Source organism: Burkholderia sp. WAC0059 (genome assembly GCF_002870125.1).
Classification (GTDB): Bacteria; Pseudomonadota; Gammaproteobacteria; order Burkholderiales; family Burkholderiaceae; genus Paraburkholderia.
Genome location: NZ_PNEO01000011.1, coordinates 142,670 through 157,105 on the forward strand (window position 1 = coordinate 142,670; position 14,436 = coordinate 157,105).

General features: G+C 66.6%; 14 protein-coding genes. 5 read left to right on the forward strand and 9 right to left on the reverse strand.

Annotated elements, in window-relative coordinates; translation table 11 throughout:
* Window positions 1-68 precede the first annotated feature (68 nt).
* Both CY652_RS13310 and CY652_RS13315 read right to left on the reverse strand, forming a co-directional pair.
* Complete coding sequence (locus tag CY652_RS13310; protein WP_102131181.1) at window positions 69-1,793, reverse strand: GMC family oxidoreductase; 1,725 nt, start codon at window positions 1,791-1,793, stop codon at window positions 69-71.
* A 186-nt stretch (window positions 1,794-1,979) separates the two neighbouring features.
* On the reverse strand, window positions 1,980-3,500 hold the full coding sequence (locus tag CY652_RS13315; RefSeq protein ID WP_102131182.1) for a CoA-acylating methylmalonate-semialdehyde dehydrogenase: 1,521 nt from the start codon (window positions 3,498-3,500) through the stop codon (window positions 1,980-1,982).
* A gap of 148 nt (window positions 3,501-3,648) precedes the next feature.
* Between CY652_RS13315 and CY652_RS13320 the strand changes: the two genes are divergently transcribed.
* Together CY652_RS13320 and CY652_RS13325 are read left to right on the forward strand one after the other, a co-directional pair.
* Window positions 3,649-4,548: a LysR family transcriptional regulator gene (locus tag CY652_RS13320; protein ID WP_102131183.1), complete on the forward strand. Its 900-nt coding sequence runs from the start codon at window positions 3,649-3,651 to the stop codon at window positions 4,546-4,548.
* A 147-nt stretch (window positions 4,549-4,695) separates the two neighbouring features.
* Complete coding sequence (locus CY652_RS13325) at window positions 4,696-5,262, forward strand: class IV adenylate cyclase (RefSeq protein ID WP_102131184.1); 567 nt, start codon at window positions 4,696-4,698, stop codon at window positions 5,260-5,262.
* A gap of 48 nt (window positions 5,263-5,310) precedes the next feature.
* Here the strand turns inward: CY652_RS13325 and CY652_RS13330 are convergent, their stop codons facing one another.
* Window positions 5,311-5,820, reverse strand: a complete 510-nt coding sequence (locus CY652_RS13330; protein ID WP_102131185.1) for an Lrp/AsnC family transcriptional regulator — start codon at window positions 5,818-5,820, stop codon at window positions 5,311-5,313.
* A gap of 115 nt (window positions 5,821-5,935) precedes the next feature.
* On the opposite strand from CY652_RS13330, the gene CY652_RS13335 reads away from it, so the two are divergent.
* Window positions 5,936-6,298, forward strand: coding sequence for a 4a-hydroxytetrahydrobiopterin dehydratase (locus CY652_RS13335; protein ID WP_374703660.1), 363 nt, complete (start codon window positions 5,936-5,938; stop codon window positions 6,296-6,298).
* A 163-nt stretch (window positions 6,299-6,461) separates the two neighbouring features.
* Here CY652_RS13335 and CY652_RS13340 read toward each other — a convergent pair whose 3' ends face one another.
* Entirely contained in the window at window positions 6,462-6,686 is a 225-nt protein-coding gene (locus CY652_RS13340) for a DUF3717 domain-containing protein (protein WP_102131233.1), read from the reverse strand.
* Between the two features lie 114 nt (window positions 6,687-6,800).
* On the opposite strand from CY652_RS13340, the gene CY652_RS13345 reads away from it, so the two are divergent.
* Together CY652_RS13345 and CY652_RS13350 are read left to right on the forward strand one after the other, a co-directional pair.
* Window positions 6,801-7,487, forward strand: a complete 687-nt coding sequence (locus CY652_RS13345) for a response regulator (RefSeq protein WP_091999860.1) — start codon at window positions 6,801-6,803, stop codon at window positions 7,485-7,487.
* A gap of 212 nt (window positions 7,488-7,699) precedes the next feature.
* Entirely contained in the window at window positions 7,700-9,199 is a 1,500-nt protein-coding gene (locus CY652_RS13350) for a sensor histidine kinase (RefSeq protein ID WP_102131187.1), read from the forward strand.
* Window positions 9,200-9,226: 27 nt separating this feature from the next.
* Here CY652_RS13350 and CY652_RS13355 read toward each other — a convergent pair whose 3' ends face one another.
* The 5 genes from CY652_RS13355 to CY652_RS13375 all read right to left on the reverse strand — a co-directional run bounded on the left by CY652_RS13355 (window position 9,227) and on the right by CY652_RS13375 (window position 14,436).
* Window positions 9,227-9,730 (reverse strand): SET domain-containing protein, encoded by a 504-nt coding sequence (locus CY652_RS13355; RefSeq protein WP_102131188.1) that lies wholly within the window; start codon window positions 9,728-9,730, stop codon window positions 9,227-9,229.
* Between the two features lie 221 nt (window positions 9,731-9,951).
* A complete protein-coding gene (locus CY652_RS13360; RefSeq protein WP_102131189.1) occupies window positions 9,952-11,064 on the reverse strand; it encodes an NADH:flavin oxidoreductase/NADH oxidase in 1,113 nt (370 codons plus the stop codon).
* A gap of 150 nt (window positions 11,065-11,214) precedes the next feature.
* Window positions 11,215-11,940, reverse strand: a complete 726-nt coding sequence (locus CY652_RS13365) for a glutamine amidotransferase (RefSeq protein ID WP_102131190.1) — start codon at window positions 11,938-11,940, stop codon at window positions 11,215-11,217.
* A 121-nt stretch (window positions 11,941-12,061) separates the two neighbouring features.
* On the reverse strand, window positions 12,062-12,700 hold the full coding sequence (locus tag CY652_RS13370) for a MarR family winged helix-turn-helix transcriptional regulator (protein WP_102131191.1): 639 nt from the start codon (window positions 12,698-12,700) through the stop codon (window positions 12,062-12,064).
* Between the two features lie 620 nt (window positions 12,701-13,320).
* Window positions 13,321-14,436, reverse strand: coding sequence for a YbdK family carboxylate-amine ligase (locus tag CY652_RS13375; protein ID WP_102131192.1), 1,116 nt, complete (start codon window positions 14,434-14,436; stop codon window positions 13,321-13,323).

Consider the following 14,436-nt stretch of genomic DNA (forward strand, 5'->3'; position numbering starts at 1 on the left):
CGGATCTTGCCGATTCAATTGCATGGGATTCCGAATTAACTGGCATGCCGCCAGAATGCAATCTCCGATCAGGCTTCCGTCAGCGTATCCACCCGGCTTTCCCCAAGCGACCATTGTGCCGCGGCAGCGCCCGCACGACGATCCTCGCGCATCATCGTCGCCGCGCGTTCGGCGATCATCAGCGTCGGCGAGTTCGTGTTGCCCGACGTGACGAGCGGCATTACCGACGCATCGACGACGCGCAGCCCTTCCACGCCACGTACCCGCAACCGGCTGTCCACGACGGCGTCGACATCGGCGGCGCGACCCATCCGGCAAGTACCGACGGGGTGGAAAATCGTCGTGCCCACGTTGCCCGCCGCCTCGTGCAGTTGCGCTTCCGTCCGAAATTCGGCGCCCGGCAAAATTTCCTGCGGCTCGTAGGGCGCCAGTGCCGGTGCGGACACGATGCGCCGCGTCAGCCGCAGCGCGTTGGCCGCCACGCGACGGTCGTAATCGGTGGACAAATAATTGGGCGCAATCGACGGCGCCGTCGCCGGATCGGGCGACACGGCATGAATGCTGCCGCGCGACGTCGGCCGCAGATGGCAGACCGACGCCGTGAACGCATTGAAGCGATGCAGCGGCTCGCCAAAGCGGTCGAGCGACAACGGCTGCACGTGATACTCGAGATCGGGCCGGGTAAGCGCCGGATCGTTCGGGTCCGACTTCGCGAACGCGCCGAGTTGCGAGGGCGCCATCGCCATCGGCCCGCTGCGCAGCAAGGCGTATTGCAGACCGATCATCGCCTTGCCCCACCAGTGGGCGGCCAGCGTATTGAGCGTGCGCACGTGGCTCACGCGAAACGCCATGCGCAACTGCAGGTGATCCTGCAGGTTCTCGCCCACGCCGCGCAGATCCTGCACGACATCGATACCCAACTGCTGGAGCCGCGCGCCCGCGCCAACGCCGGATAGTTCGAGCAGTTGCGGCGAATTCACCGAGCCCGCGCTCAGCACGACCTCGACGCGCGCCCGGACAACGCAATCGACACCCGCGTGCCGATATTCGACGCCGACGCATCGGCGCCCCTCGAAAATCACTCGCTGCGTCTGCGCATCCGTCGTCACGGTCAGGTTCGGACGCGTCGCCGCCGGGCGCAGAAACGCCTTCGACGTGTTCCAGCGCACGCCGCGCCGCTGGTTCACGTCGAAATAGCCGACCCCGCCGTTATCGCCGCGATTGAAGTCGTCGGTCGCGGGAATGCCTGCCTGCTGAGCAGCCTCGGAAAACGACTCGAGAATTTTCCACTTCAGCCGCTGCCTCTCGACGCGCCACTCGCCGCCCGCGCCGTGCCATTCGCTGGCCCCACCGTGATAGTCCTCGCTGCGTCGAAACACCGGCAACACGGCGTCCCACGACCACGCCGCATCGCCCGTCACGCGCGCCCATTCGTCGTAATCCTCGCGCTGCCCGCGCATGTAGATCATGCCGTTGATCGACGAACTGCCGCCCAGCACCCGGCCGCGCGGATACGAGAGCGCGCGGCCGTTCAAACCCGCCTCGGCGACGGTCTTGTAGCGCCAGTCGGTACGCGGATTGCCGATGCAGTAGAGATAGCCGACGGGCACGTGAATCCATGGGTAATCGTCCTTGCCGCCGGCCTCGAGCAGCAGCACGCTCACGTCCGGGTCTTCGCTGAGCCGGTTGGCGAGCGTGCAGCCGGCCGTGCCGGCGCCGACGATCACATAGTCGAATTCCCCCACCATCCGGCGGTCGGCGCGGCCGCCTGCCGCGAGTTCGCTCGTTGCCATGATGTCGTCTCCTTTTCCGCTGCCGTATGGTCGGCATGGAATTCAATTTGTTCTGTACTGCTATGGACCAATTTCATCTCGATGAGCGAGCGGCAATAACCGCTCGCCCGACGGGTTGCCGGAAGCCGGCCGGACCGCCGCGATCATCGGGACGGTCCGATCGCGTTGCCGCCGGCCCTGCTCCGCCTACTTCGCCACCGGCATCGTGAACTCCGCGCCCTTGCCGATGCTGTCAGGCCAGCGCTGCATGACGCTCTTGTAGCGCGTGTAGAAACGCACGCCCTCTTCGCCGTAGGCGTGGTGGTCGCCGAACAGCGAGCGCTTCCAGCCGCCGAACGAATGCCAGGCCATCGGCACCGGAATCGGCACGTTGATGCCGACCATGCCCACCTGAATCTGCCGCGCGAACGCGCGCGCAATCCCGCCGTCGGACGTGAAGCACGAGACGCCGTTGCCGAACTCGTGCGCGTTGATGAGTTCGACGGCACTCGCGAAGTCCGGCACGCGCACGACGCAGAGCACCGGCCCGAAAATCTCCTCGCGGTAAATGCTCATGTCGGTCTTCACGTCGTCGAACAGCGTGCCGCCGACGAAGAAGCCGTCCTGGCCCGTCACTTCGTGCGTGCGGCCGTCCACCACGAGCTTCGCGCCGGCGGTCACGCCCGCGTCGATGTAGCCCGTCACCCTGGCGCGATGCGCGGCCGTCACGAGCGGTCCCATCTCGGAGGCCTCGTCGAGGCCGTTGCCGATCTTGAGCGCCTTCACGCGCGGCACGAGGCGCGAGATCAGTTCCTCGGCGACGTGCCCGACCGCCACCGCCACCGAAATCGCCATGCAGCGCTCGCCGGCCGAGCCGTAGGCCGCGCCGATCAGCGCGTCGACGGCCTGGTCGAGATCGGCGTCCGGCATCACGACGAGATGGTTCTTCGCGCCGCCGAGCGCCTGCACGCGCTTGCCGTGCCGCGTGCCTTCCCTGTGGATGTACTCGGCGATCGGCGTCGAGCCTACGAACGAAAGCGCCGCGACGTCGGGATGCGCGAGCAGCGCATCGACGGCCACCTTGTCGCCGTGCACGACGTTGAACACGCCGTCGGGCAGGCCCGCCTCCCGCAGCAGTTCGGCGATCCGCAACGACACCGACGGGTCGCGCTCCGAAGGCTTGAGCACGAACGTGTTCCCGCAGGCGAGCGCGACCGGGAACATCCAGCACGGCACCATCATCGGGAAGTTGAACGGCGTGATGCCCGCGACGACGCCGATCGGCTGGCGCAGATTCCAGTTGTCGATGCCGCCGCCGATGTTGTCGGTGAATTCCGTCTTCAACAGGTTCGGGATGCCGCACGCGAACTCGACGACCTCGATGCCGCGCATCACCTCGCCCTTCGCGTCCTGGAACACCTTGCCGTGTTCGCGCGTGATCAATTCCGCGAGCTCGTCGTGATGCGCGTCGAGCAGCGCCTTGAAGCGGAACAGCACGCGCGCGCGCCGGATCGGCGCGGTCTCGCTCCACGACGCGAACGCGGCGCTCGCCGCCGCGACGGCCGCGTCCACCTCGGCGACGCTGGCGAGCGGCACGCGCGCGCGGACCTTGCCGAGCGCCGGATTGAACACCTCGCCGAACCGGTCGCTCGTGCCTTCGAGCGGCTTGCCGTTGATGAAATGCGTGAGCGTGCGCACGCCCGTCTCGCTCAAATGTGTCTCGCCCATGTGAATGCCTCTCTTTTGATAACAGGAGTGTGGCACGCGGCCGTCTTCCCGGCGCAGCCGCATGCAGACGACTAGCGTAATCGCGAAAGCCCGCCCCGATCCAATGAATATTGCTCAACTGCGCTATAAGCAGCGTTAATATCAGCGGATGGACCTGACCTTGTTCCGGGCGTTCGTCACCGTCGCGCGCGAAGGCAATCTCACGCGCGCGGCCGTTCATCTGCACCTCACGCAGCCGGCCGTCAGCCTGCAGATCAAGCATCTGCAGGAAACGCTCGGCGTCACGCTCTTCACGCGCACGTCGCACGGGCTCGCGCTCACGCGCGACGGCCAGGCCCTGCTGCCGCACGCCGAACGCGCGCTCGCGGCCGCCGCCGACGTCCAGCGCGCCGCCGCGACGCTGCGCCACGAAGTGCGCGGCCGCCTGCGCATCGGCACCATTCTCGATCCGGACTTCCTGCGGCTCGGCGGCTTCCTGCGGCAACTGGTCGAAACGTGGCCGCAGATCGAAACGGCGCTGCGCCACGGCATGTCGGGCTGGGTGCTCGAGCAGGTGCGTTCGCGCGCGCTCGACGTCGGTTATTACATCGGCCGGCCCGCGCTCGACGGCACGCGCGACGGCGCGGCGTTCCACGCGGTCGCGCTGACCCGTTTCCAGTACCGCGTGCTGGCGCCGGCCGGCTGGAAGGAGCGCGTGAAGGGCGCGCGCGACTGGCGTGCGCTCGCGGCGCTGCCGTGGATCTGGACGCCGCCCGCTTCCGCGCACCACCGGCTGCTTTCGCGCGAGTTCGCCGCGGCGGGCGTCGCGCCGTTCAGGGTGGCCGAAGTGGACCAGGAGCCGTCGATGCTCGACCTCGTCAAATCGGGCGTGGGCCTCACGCTCGCGCGCGATGCGATCGCGCTCGCCGAAGCGCATGCGCACGCGCTCACGATCGTCGAAGGCATCACGGTGCCGACCGAACTCACGTTCGTCACGCTGGCCGAACGCCGCGACGAGCCCACCATCGCGGCGGCGCTCAAATTGATCGAGACCCAATGGGCGACATGAGCGCGGCTCATGGCGAGGCCCGCGGCCACGTCACGGTTGCCTGCTTTTTGCTAGATTGAACGTTCCGCGCGGCTTCCGCCTGCGCCGGCCACCGCCGCGCGCGAGCCGGGCATGCCGTTTCGTTCCTCGTCCGACCAGGAGACCAGCATGGCCCGCAACATCGAAATCAAGGCTCACGCCCGGGAATTCGACATCCTGCGCGAGCGCGCCGCGCGACTTTCGCCCGATGCGCCGCTGATCTTCCGCCAGCAGGACTTCTTCTACGACGTGCCGCGCGGGCGCCTCAAGCTGCGCCAGTTCGACGACGGCACGCCGGCCGAACTGATCTTCTATCTGCGCGACGACCTCGACGGACCGAAGGCCTCGTACTACACGCGCAGCCCCGTCACGAACGCGGAAGCCATGCATTCGCTGCTCGCCACGGCGCTGACAACGCGCGGCATCGTCTCGAAGGAGCGCCACGTCTATCTGGCCGGGCGCACGCGCATTCATCTCGATCGCGTCGATGGCCTTGGCGATTTCGTCGAGCTCGAGGTGCTGCTCTCGCCCGACGACGACGAGGAAGGCGGCGAGGCGGAAGCGCATGCCATGTTCGCGAAGCTCGGCGTCGACGCGTCGGACCTCGTCGCCGTCGCCTACGTCGATCTGCTCAACGCCGCGCACGGCCCGTCGGCATCGAAAACCGCCGAAGCCGACGCGCTCGCGCGCGCCTGAGGTCCTCGCCGCCGTCCCTCCGCGAAGCGCGCGCCCCGAGACGGCCGCCTATCCGCGCCGGCCGCTCTCGGGCGACGCGGCGCCTGACGCAAGATGACCGAGCGGCAGCGGCCCGTTGCGCTTGAACGTGGTCAGCACGATGTTCGAGCGCACGCTGTCGACGCCGGGCACGCGCATGAGCTTCTTCATCACGAACGACGACAGCGTGTTCAGGTCCGGCGCGACGATGCGCAGCAGGTAGTCGGCATCGCCGACGACGGCATGGCATTCGAGCACCTCGGGCAGCGCCTCGATCTCCTGCTGGAACTGCTCGATGATCGAATCGCCGTGATGCTTGAGCTTCAGGCCCGTGAACGCGGTCACGCCGAGCCCGAGCTTCTCGGGCAGCAGCACGACGCGGTAGCCGTCGATCACGCCCGACGCTTCGAGCCGCTGCAGCCGGCGGCCGATCTGCGACGGCGACAGCGGCACCTCTTCGCCGAGCTGCTGGTGCGTCGCCCGCCCGAAGCGCTGCAGCACCTCCAGCAAGGCCAGGTCGAAATGGTCCAGCTCCAGCATGATCGATCTCCGCGTCGGGTCGCCCGACGATGCGGAATTATTGCATGCGGGTCGGGCCGGGAATCGGCAGGAAGACGAAATGGGCATCGCGTGACACGACGCCATCCGTGGAAAAATAGCGGATCGGCCGCCGTCGTTCGACGTTCGCGGTCTCCATCCAGCCGACAGGGTATCCATCATGATCCATCGACTCACGTCCGAAGAACGCGCCGCGCAACTCGGCCAACTGACGGATTGGCTCGCGGCGACCGGCCGCGACGCGATCCAGCGGCAGTTCGTTTTCGCCGACTTCAACGAAGCGTTCGGCTTCATGACCCGCGTGGCGATCAAGGCGCAGGAGATGAACCATCACCCGGAATGGTTCAACGTCTACAACCGCGTGGAGATCACGCTATCGACGCACGAGGCCAACGGCCTCACCGCGCGCGACATCGAACTGGCGCGCTTCATCGACTCGATCGCCGCATCGGGCGCCTGAAACCGGAAACGCGGGCGGAAAGAACCGGTAAAAACCGGTTGAGACGAAGACGGGACGGCGGCCGGCAAATGAGCGAACGAGCGCGCCATTAAGCGCACGATCGTGCGCAATCCGCGCCGTTCTGAAAGCAGAATGCAGGGCCGGACGCCCCAAGCCTTCAGTTTCAGAGGCCATTCTTAAGTCGGACGTAAGACTCCCACGCGGCGCGCGCGGGCGGCTCCAACGCTTCCGGTGACAGGGCGGCTCGACGCTGTACAATCATCAGCGCATACGGCGTGGAGAGCACGCTTGCCTCCTTGCACAACGCGAGTTCATCGCCGCGCGAAGGCGAGCGATTGCGCCAGAAATTGATTGCGGCTTCCAGTTCGGTGATCGTGATATCGGACATGTCGGTCGTGACGTGCAACTGACGCACCGGCCGTGCCGGAAACGCCGCCGGTGCCTCGCGCGCCCGTTAGCAGCGTGCCTGAAACGCTAAACCCATTGTACTTGAGCGAACCCCATGCGACTCCTTCTGATCGAAGACGACCGTCCCATCGCACGCGGCATCCAGAGCAGTCTCGAACAAGCCGGCTTCACGGTCGACATGGTCCACGACGGCATCTTCGCCGAACAAGCCCTCACGCAAAACCGCCACGAACTCGTGATCCTCGACCTCGGGCTACCCGGCATCGACGGCATGACGCTGCTGTCGCGCTTTCGCCAGAGCAACCGCCACACACCCGTTATCGTGCTCACCGCGCGCGACGAGCTGAACGACCGCGTGCAGGGCCTCAATTCCGGCGCCGACGACTACATGCTCAAGCCGTTCGAGCCCGCCGAGCTCGAAGCGCGCATTCGCGCGGTGATGCGCCGCAGCGGTCCGCACGGCGACGTGCCGCGCCCCGAGGTGTCGCTCGGCGGCGTGCGCCTGTCGGGCGTGGACCGCCGCATCTTCAACGACGACAAGCCGCTCGAGCTCTCGCCGCGCGAATTCGCCGTGCTCGAAATGCTGCTGCTGCGCCACGGGCGCGTCGTCAGCAAGGCCCAGTTGCAGGATCACCTGACGCACTTCGGCGGCGATCTCGGCGACACGGCCATCGAAGTCTATGTGCACCGCGTGCGCAAGAAGCTCGAAAGCTGCCGCGTCGAAATCGTCACCGTGCGCGGCTTCGGGTATCTGCTGCAGGAAATTCGCCAGGCGGCATGAGGCGCCCGCCGCCGTCCGTCGACGCGCCATAGCGGACGCGTCGACACATTGAGGCATTGACGAACAGGCCGGCCGAGCCGACGAAATCGGCCGGCCTTCGGGGCAGTCGGTGACAATCCGGCAAGCGGCGCCAGGCGGCCCTTCCGGGCCCGTCGTCCGGCCGCGCCGATCGCCCCGAAGCGCCGCAACGCCCCGCTTTTTCCGACCCGACCATGTCCTACCCGGCCGCGAACAGTCTGCGACGCACGCTGCTGCGCCGCCTTGCCGCTCCGCTGTCGCTGCTCGCGCTCATGAGCGGCCTGATCGCGTATTGGCTCGCCTGGCAGTACACCCAGCACGTGGTCGACCGCTCGCTCGCCGATCTCGCCACAGCCATCTCGCGGCAGATCCAGATCGCCGGCCCCGAGGCGCGGGTTACGGTGCCGCCGCTCGCGCAAGCGATGTTTTCCGATCCCGTCGAGCATCTCGTCTACCGGATCAGCACCGGCGACGCCGAAATCGCCGGCGATCCTACGCTGCCGCTGCGGGGCGACAACGTGCAGCGCATGCACTACGCCTACGTGTTCGAGACCGTCTACCACGGCGTCACCGTGCGCGTGGCGCAGGTCCGCGTGCCGCAGCCCATCGGCAATCCGATCGTCGTCGAGGTCGGCCAGCCGGTGCGGCGCCGCTTTCGCATCGCCGCTGAATTCCTCGTGGCGATCATGATCCCGCTACTGCTGTTGCTGCTCGCCGGCTGGGCCATCGTCTGGCGGGTCGTCAACCAGCAACTCAATCCGCTGACGCATCTCGCCGATTCGCTGAACCGGCAGACGCACACGTCGCTCGAGCCCGTCGACGAGACCTACGTGCCGGTGGAGATCCGCCCGCTCACGGGCGCGCTCAATGCGCTGCTAGGCCGCCTGAAGACGGCGCTCGAGGCCCAGCGAAAGTTCATCGCCGACGCGGCGCACCAGCTCCGCACGCCGCTGACGGCCGTGAAGCTGCACGCCGAGCAGGCCGCGATCGCGCGCGAGCCGCAGCAAGTCAGCACCGCCGTGCGCGAGCTGCGGGCCGCCGCCGACCGCGCCGTGCGTCTGTCGAATCAGCTCCTGTCGCTCGCGCGCGCCGAGCCGGGCGAGCAGGCGGCGCGCTTCGCGAACGTCGACGTCGCGGCGCTCGCGTTCGAAACCGGCGCCGAGTGGGTGCCGCGCGCGCTCGCCAATCATGTCGATCTCGGTTTCCAGCGGCTCGACGCGCCCGAGAACGACCGGCCGCTCATCGTGCGCGGCAACCCGGTGCTGCTGCATGAAGTCATCGCGAACCTGCTCGACAATGCGCTCAAATATCTGCCGCCGGCGCGACTCGACGGCGGCCGGATTACGGTGACGGTTTCGCAGGTGACGGACGGCGGCGCGCCGGCGGCCGAGATCGTCGTCGAGGACAACGGCCGGGGCGTGCCGCCCGCGCAGCAGGCCGACCTGTTCAAGCGCTTCTTCCGCGGCGACGGGCAAAGCCAGAGCGGCGTCGACAGCGGCGCCGGGCTCGGGCTCGCGATCGTCCACGACATCATGGCGCTGCATCACGGCAGCGTGCGCTACGAGGACGCCGCGGAAGGCGGCGCGCGCTTCATCGTGACCGTGCCGCTCGCCGGTTCGCAGATACCTTCGGGCGTTCCGCCATCCAGCGTCGGCGCAAAGAAAACGGCGCACCAGGCGCCGGTCGACATCTGATCCGAAGAAGGCAGGCCGAACCCCGGCCTACTTCTTTTTCTTTTTATCCTTGCGCGCGGCCTTCTTGCCTGCCCCGGCCGATTTTTCGGGCGGCGCGAGCATCGTGCCGCGGCACTTGCGGGCGCCGCAGCGGCACTCGTATTCGCGCTTGAGCTTTTTGGTCTGCTTCGCGTCGATAACGAGGCCGTAGTCGTAGAACAGCTCCTCGCCCGGCGCGATGTCGCGCAGCGCGTGGATGTAGACGTGGCCGTCGATCTCCTCGGCCTCGCAGTTCGGCGCGCACGAGTGGTTGATCCAGCGCGCGCTGTTGCCGTCCACCTTGCCGTCGATCACGTTGCCGCTGTCGAGCGCGAAATAGAACGTGTGATTCGGTTCCGCCGGGTTGTGCGGATGACGCCGCAGCGCTTCCTTCCACGAGATCCGCTCGCCCCTGTATTCGATCAGGCGCGTACCGGCTTCGATGGCGCCGGCTGCAAACACGCCCTTGCCGTGCACGCCCGACTGGCGCACGACGATCCTGCGTGAACTCATTGAACGAATCCTTGTGAAGTCCTGACGGAGAACGCCCCGGCCGCGAGGATTGCGGCACGAAGCGCCGCGCGGTTTCCGATCCTGATGGCAAACGCGGCGCCCTGACGGCGCCGCGTGGTCTGCAACGCGCCTCGCGCGTCACAACCGGCATCGTACACGTTCGCTACCGCTTCGTTCAACCCGTCGAAGTCGCGAACGGCCTGCCTGCCAGGCGAAGGCGATCAGCGCTGGCCGAACGAGACCTCGCCGAACAGTTTCTTCTGATCGTTCGGCTGCGAGCGCCAGTATTGCGGCGGGGCTTCGACGGTCGCGCCGAGCTGGGCGGCCGCGTGCCAGGGCCAGCGCGGATCGTAGAGCACCCCGCGCGCGATCGCGATGAGGTCGGCCTTGCCTTCTTCGAGAATCTGGTTTGCGTGCTGCGCATCGGTGATGAGGCCGACGGCAATCGTCGTCGCGCCAGTCTCCTTCTTCACGGCCTGCGCGAACGGTACCTGGTAGCCCGGCTCGAGCGGAATCTGCTGCTTCGGCGAAACGCCGCCCGAGGACACGTCGACCCAGTCCGCCCCGCGCCGCTTCAGCTCGCGCGCGAAGGCGACCGTCTCTTCCGGCGTCCAGCCGCCCTCGACCCAGTCGGTCGCCGACACGCGCACGCCGACGGGCCGGTCGTCGGGAAAGGCCGCGCGCACGACGTCGAAGATTTCCAGCGGAAAACGCATGCGGTTTTCGAGCGAACCGCCGTACTCGTCGGTGCGCTGGTTCGCGATCGGCGAGAGAAATTCGTGCAGCAGATAACCGTGCGCCGCATGCACTTCGATGGCGTCGATGCCGAGCCGCGCGGCGCGCCGCGTCGACGCCGCGAACGCCTCGCGGATCCGGTTCAGGCCGGCCGTATCGAGCGCGAGCGGCGGCGCCTCGCCCGCCTTGTGCGGCAATGCGGAAGGCGCGTGGGGCAGCCAGCCGCCGTCCGCGACGGGTATCAACTGCCCGCCGTCCCAGGGCGCGTGGCTCGACGCCTTGCGGCCCGCGTGAGCAAGCTGTATCGCGACACGAACCGGCGAATACTGGCGGATCGCCGCCAGCACCGGCTTGAATGCGGCCTCGGTCGCGTCGTCCCAGAGCCCGAGGTCGCCGGGCGTGATGCGACCGTCCGGCTCGACGGCCGTCGCTTCGATGCAAAGCATGCCGGCGCCCGACAGCGCCAAGTGCCCCAGGTGAAGCAGATGCCAGGCAGTGGCTTCGCCCCGGATGGCGGAGTACTGGCACATCGGGGAAATGAAAATGCGATTGGGCAGCGTCACGCCACGGAGCGTGAGCGGAGTGAAGAGCGTGCTCATGGAATCGGTCGCGAACGAGTGAGGGGAGCGTTCGAGAATAGCACGCGGGTTTGATCGCCGCTTGCGGGACCCAACGGCTTGCGTCCCGGGGGTAAGCGGCTTAACCGGACGCGGACCGCAAGGTGCCGGCAATGGCCCGCTGCTGGTGGATCAAGGCCGTGGACCGGCCTTCGCGTCGAGTTCGTCGAGCCACTCGCCGAACATCCGGCTCGCGGCCGCTTCGAGACCCGGCCCGAAACGCGCCGTTTCGGCGCGCAACTCGCCCACATCCTTGCCTTCGGCCGCGATCTCGGCCGCATGGCCGATCAACCAGGGCTCGAAACGGTCGGCCCGCACTTCCGGATGACACTGCAGGCCCAGCACGTGGCCGCTCCAGGCGAAGGCCTGGTTTTCGCAAATCGGCGTCGAGGCGAGCCGGACGGCATCCTTGGGCAGGTCGAACGTGTCGCCGTGCCAATGCAGCATCGAGGTTTGTGCACCGTCGAGGTGGCGCAGCGGCGAGATCCGTCCGGCATCGGTCAGATCGAGCGGCGTCCAGCCGAGTTCGCGCGCCGGTGCCGCATAGACGCGCGCGCCGAGCACGCGCGCGATCAATTGAGCGCCGAGGCAGATGCCGAGCGTCGGCCGCCCCGCCGCGATGCGCTTCTCGATCATGGCGGCCAGCGGCCCGAGCGTCGGATAAAGAACGTCGTCGCAGGCATTGATCGGCCCGCCCAGCACCACCACCAGCGAGGGCGCGACGGGGTCCGGCGCGTCGATGCGGGCGAAGCCGACGTCGAGGTAGCGTACGAGATAGCCGCGATCGCCGAGGACCCGCTCGAAACTGCCCAGATCCTCGAAGTGCACGTGACGCACGGCCAGGACTTCATGATTCATCGGCCCATTCCTCGGGGGAATTGCTGGGTTGAATCGACGAAAAGAATGGCGACGACGGCAGCGGCGCCCGCATCGCCGCAACCCGCATGAGGCGAGATTCCCGCCTGCCGTCGGCTTCCCGTTACTGCGCGAAGATTTTCCAGTTCTTCTTCTGGAGCGTCGCGTCGGCCGGCTCGTACACCGAACAGTCGAGCCGCAGATCGGTGTCGGCCAGCGTGGCGCGCAGCAGCGAGCAGTGGTGCGAAGGCTTCTTCGAAGCCTTGCCCGCCTCGAAATGCGAGCAGGTCAGACACATGCGGTGAGCCGGAATCTGTTCGCGCGCTTCGAGCTGATACACGGTCTTCAGCAACGTGCGGTAGAACACGATCTGCTCTTCGCCGCGCAGCGTGCCGACGGCCTTCGTGAGAAAGTCCGGCCATTGCGCGGCGCGCTTCGCGGCCGTGCGGCCGCGCGCGGTCAGGCGCACGGCCAGCGCGCGACCATCGTCGAGCGCGCGGCGCTTTTCGACGAGCCCCTTGCTCTCGAGCGTGCTCACCGCATCGCTCGTCGTCGCGGCTGTCAGCGCCGTTTCGCGGGCGATCTCGCCGAGCCGCATCGGTCCCTTGCGCTGCATGAGCAGCACGAGAATTTCGCCCTGGGTCGGCGTGAGACCCGCGCCCTCGGCCCAGTCCCATGCCTGGCTTCGCATGGCCGTACTCAACCGTAACAGGCTGTGGGTCACCCGCCCCGCCGCCTGTTCTCCGTATACGCCTTCGCTCATAGTCTTTCGCTGGTTATCGACAGCTCGCGCTGCCATCGTCAACTGCCGGCCCCGCCGGCCACGTGTGGGGACGACCGGTACGCTCCGATTGCCGGAATCGTCCAGCCATCTCAAAAATTTCGGTTTCGCCCGCCGGATGCCTACCCGGCATCCCCGAAACGCGCCCGAAGCCGGACGCTACTGCGGCGAACCGACATTCTATGCGAGAGCGCCGAATCGCACAGCTAAGTTATCCAGCGGCAATTGTGGATAACCCGTTGAAAAGCAAGCCAACTGTATGTGTGCCGATTCTTGACAACTGCGAACCGTCATCGGGCGGCCACCTGGTTATCCCGACTTCGCGCGCGCAACGCAAACGTAGTCCGCAGGGTTGTCGTTCACGCAATTCGTTGACTTCACAGCGAATTATCCGGTTGCCCACAGACGGACGCAGTGCTTGTTAACTACTACCTATGTGTAAACATGTAAACGTTTGGAAAACCAATTGGCTCCGGATATCGCGGCTTCCGGAATAGCCCCGGCCGCTTTTTTAGCCCTGCGACGTAAAACCGCGTTTAAACAGTTTTGCCAAATCGATACAGGTAATTGTCGATCAAGATGCCTGTTTTTATTTCCGTCCGTTACGCGCGCCAGCGCAGGCACTGCTGGCGGACGGCCTCGTGCAGCGACTTCTCTTCGGCCATGACGCCGCGTAACCAACTCGCATCGTTCGATTGCGCACGGGCGATCGCGCCGATTTCGGCTAGTGCGTCCGTTGCGCCGAGCACCTCGCCGTGAGCGGCGATCCGCTCGAGCGTATCGAGTATGTCTTCCGAAATGGTCCGGTGCTCGCCCGTCTGCGGATCGACGCAGGTGCCGGCAAGCCCGAAGCGGCAGGCCTGAAAGCGGTTGAACGTATAGACGAGATAGTCGTCCTCGCGCGGCACGACGGGCCTGTCGAGAAGCAGATGGCGCGCGAGCGTCTGGATGTAGCAGGCGATCGCCGCGGCGCGCTCGACCGACAGCGGCGTGTCCATCACCCGCACTTCGATGGTGCCGAAGCCGGGCTTGGGCCGGATGTCCCAGTAGAAATCTTTCATGCTGTTGACAACGCCCGTATGGACCATCTTCGAGAAATACTCCTCGAAACCGTCCCACGTGAGCACGAACGGCGCGCGACCCGACAGCGGGAACGCGAACACCGAGTTCAGGCGTGCCGAATGAAAACCGGTGTCGACGCCCTGCACGTAGGGCGAGGAGGCCGAGAGCGCGATGAAGTGCGGAATGAAACGCGAAAGCGCGTGGAGCAGAAAAAGCGCGCTGTCCGCGTCGGGACAACCGATGTGCACGTGCTGGCCGAAAACGGTGAACTGCTTCGCGAGATAGCCGTAGAGCTCCGAAATGTAGTGAAAGCGAGGCGTATCGACGATGCGCCGCTCGCTCCACTGCTGGAACGCGTGCGTACCGCCGCCGCAGAGTCCGACGTTCAGACGGTCCGCGGCGGCGACGAGCGTGTCGCGAATCTCGCGCAGCTCGGCCACGGCCTGCTTGTGCGACGTGCAGATGCCGGTGGACAGCTCGATCATGCTCTCGGTGATCTCGGGCGTGATGTTGCCGGGAATCTTCTCGTCCTTGACGAGCCGCATCAGATCGCTACCGGCCTTGGTCAGGTCGTAGTCGTGCGTGTTGACGATCTGCATTTCGAGCTCGACCCCGAACGTGAACGGTTTCGAATCGACGAACGGTTCCAGTGACAT

Coding starts and splice junctions, on each gene's coding strand:
- CY652_RS13345 (WP_091999860.1), top strand. CDS start 6,801: ATGCGACTCCTTCTGATCGAAGACGACCGTCCCATCGCACGCGGCATC.
- CY652_RS13365 (WP_102131190.1), bottom strand. CDS start 11,940: ATGAATCATGAAGTCCTGGCCGTGCGTCACGTGCACTTCGAGGATCTG.
- CY652_RS13370 (WP_102131191.1), bottom strand. CDS start 12,700: ATGAGCGAAGGCGTATACGGAGAACAGGCGGCGGGGCGGGTGACCCAC.
- CY652_RS13330 (WP_102131185.1), bottom strand. CDS start 5,820: ATGCTGGAGCTGGACCATTTCGACCTGGCCTTGCTGGAGGTGCTGCAG.
- CY652_RS13315 (WP_102131182.1), bottom strand. CDS start 3,500: ATGGGCGAGACACATTTGAGCGAGACGGGCGTGCGCACGCTCACGCAT.
- CY652_RS13310 (WP_102131181.1), bottom strand. CDS start 1,793: ATGGCAACGAGCGAACTCGCGGCAGGCGGCCGCGCCGACCGCCGGATG.
- CY652_RS13325 (WP_102131184.1), top strand. CDS start 4,696: ATGGCCCGCAACATCGAAATCAAGGCTCACGCCCGGGAATTCGACATC.
- CY652_RS13320 (WP_102131183.1), top strand. CDS start 3,649: ATGGACCTGACCTTGTTCCGGGCGTTCGTCACCGTCGCGCGCGAAGGC.
- CY652_RS13360 (WP_102131189.1), bottom strand. CDS start 11,064: ATGAGCACGCTCTTCACTCCGCTCACGCTCCGTGGCGTGACGCTGCCC.
- CY652_RS13340 (WP_102131233.1), bottom strand. CDS start 6,686: ATGTCCGATATCACGATCACCGAACTGGAAGCCGCAATCAATTTCTGG.
- CY652_RS13350 (WP_102131187.1), top strand. CDS start 7,700: ATGTCCTACCCGGCCGCGAACAGTCTGCGACGCACGCTGCTGCGCCGC.
- CY652_RS13355 (WP_102131188.1), bottom strand. CDS start 9,730: ATGAGTTCACGCAGGATCGTCGTGCGCCAGTCGGGCGTGCACGGCAAG.
- CY652_RS13375 (WP_102131192.1), bottom strand. CDS start 14,436: ATGTCACTGGAACCGTTCGTCGATTCGAAACCGTTCACGTTCGGGGTC.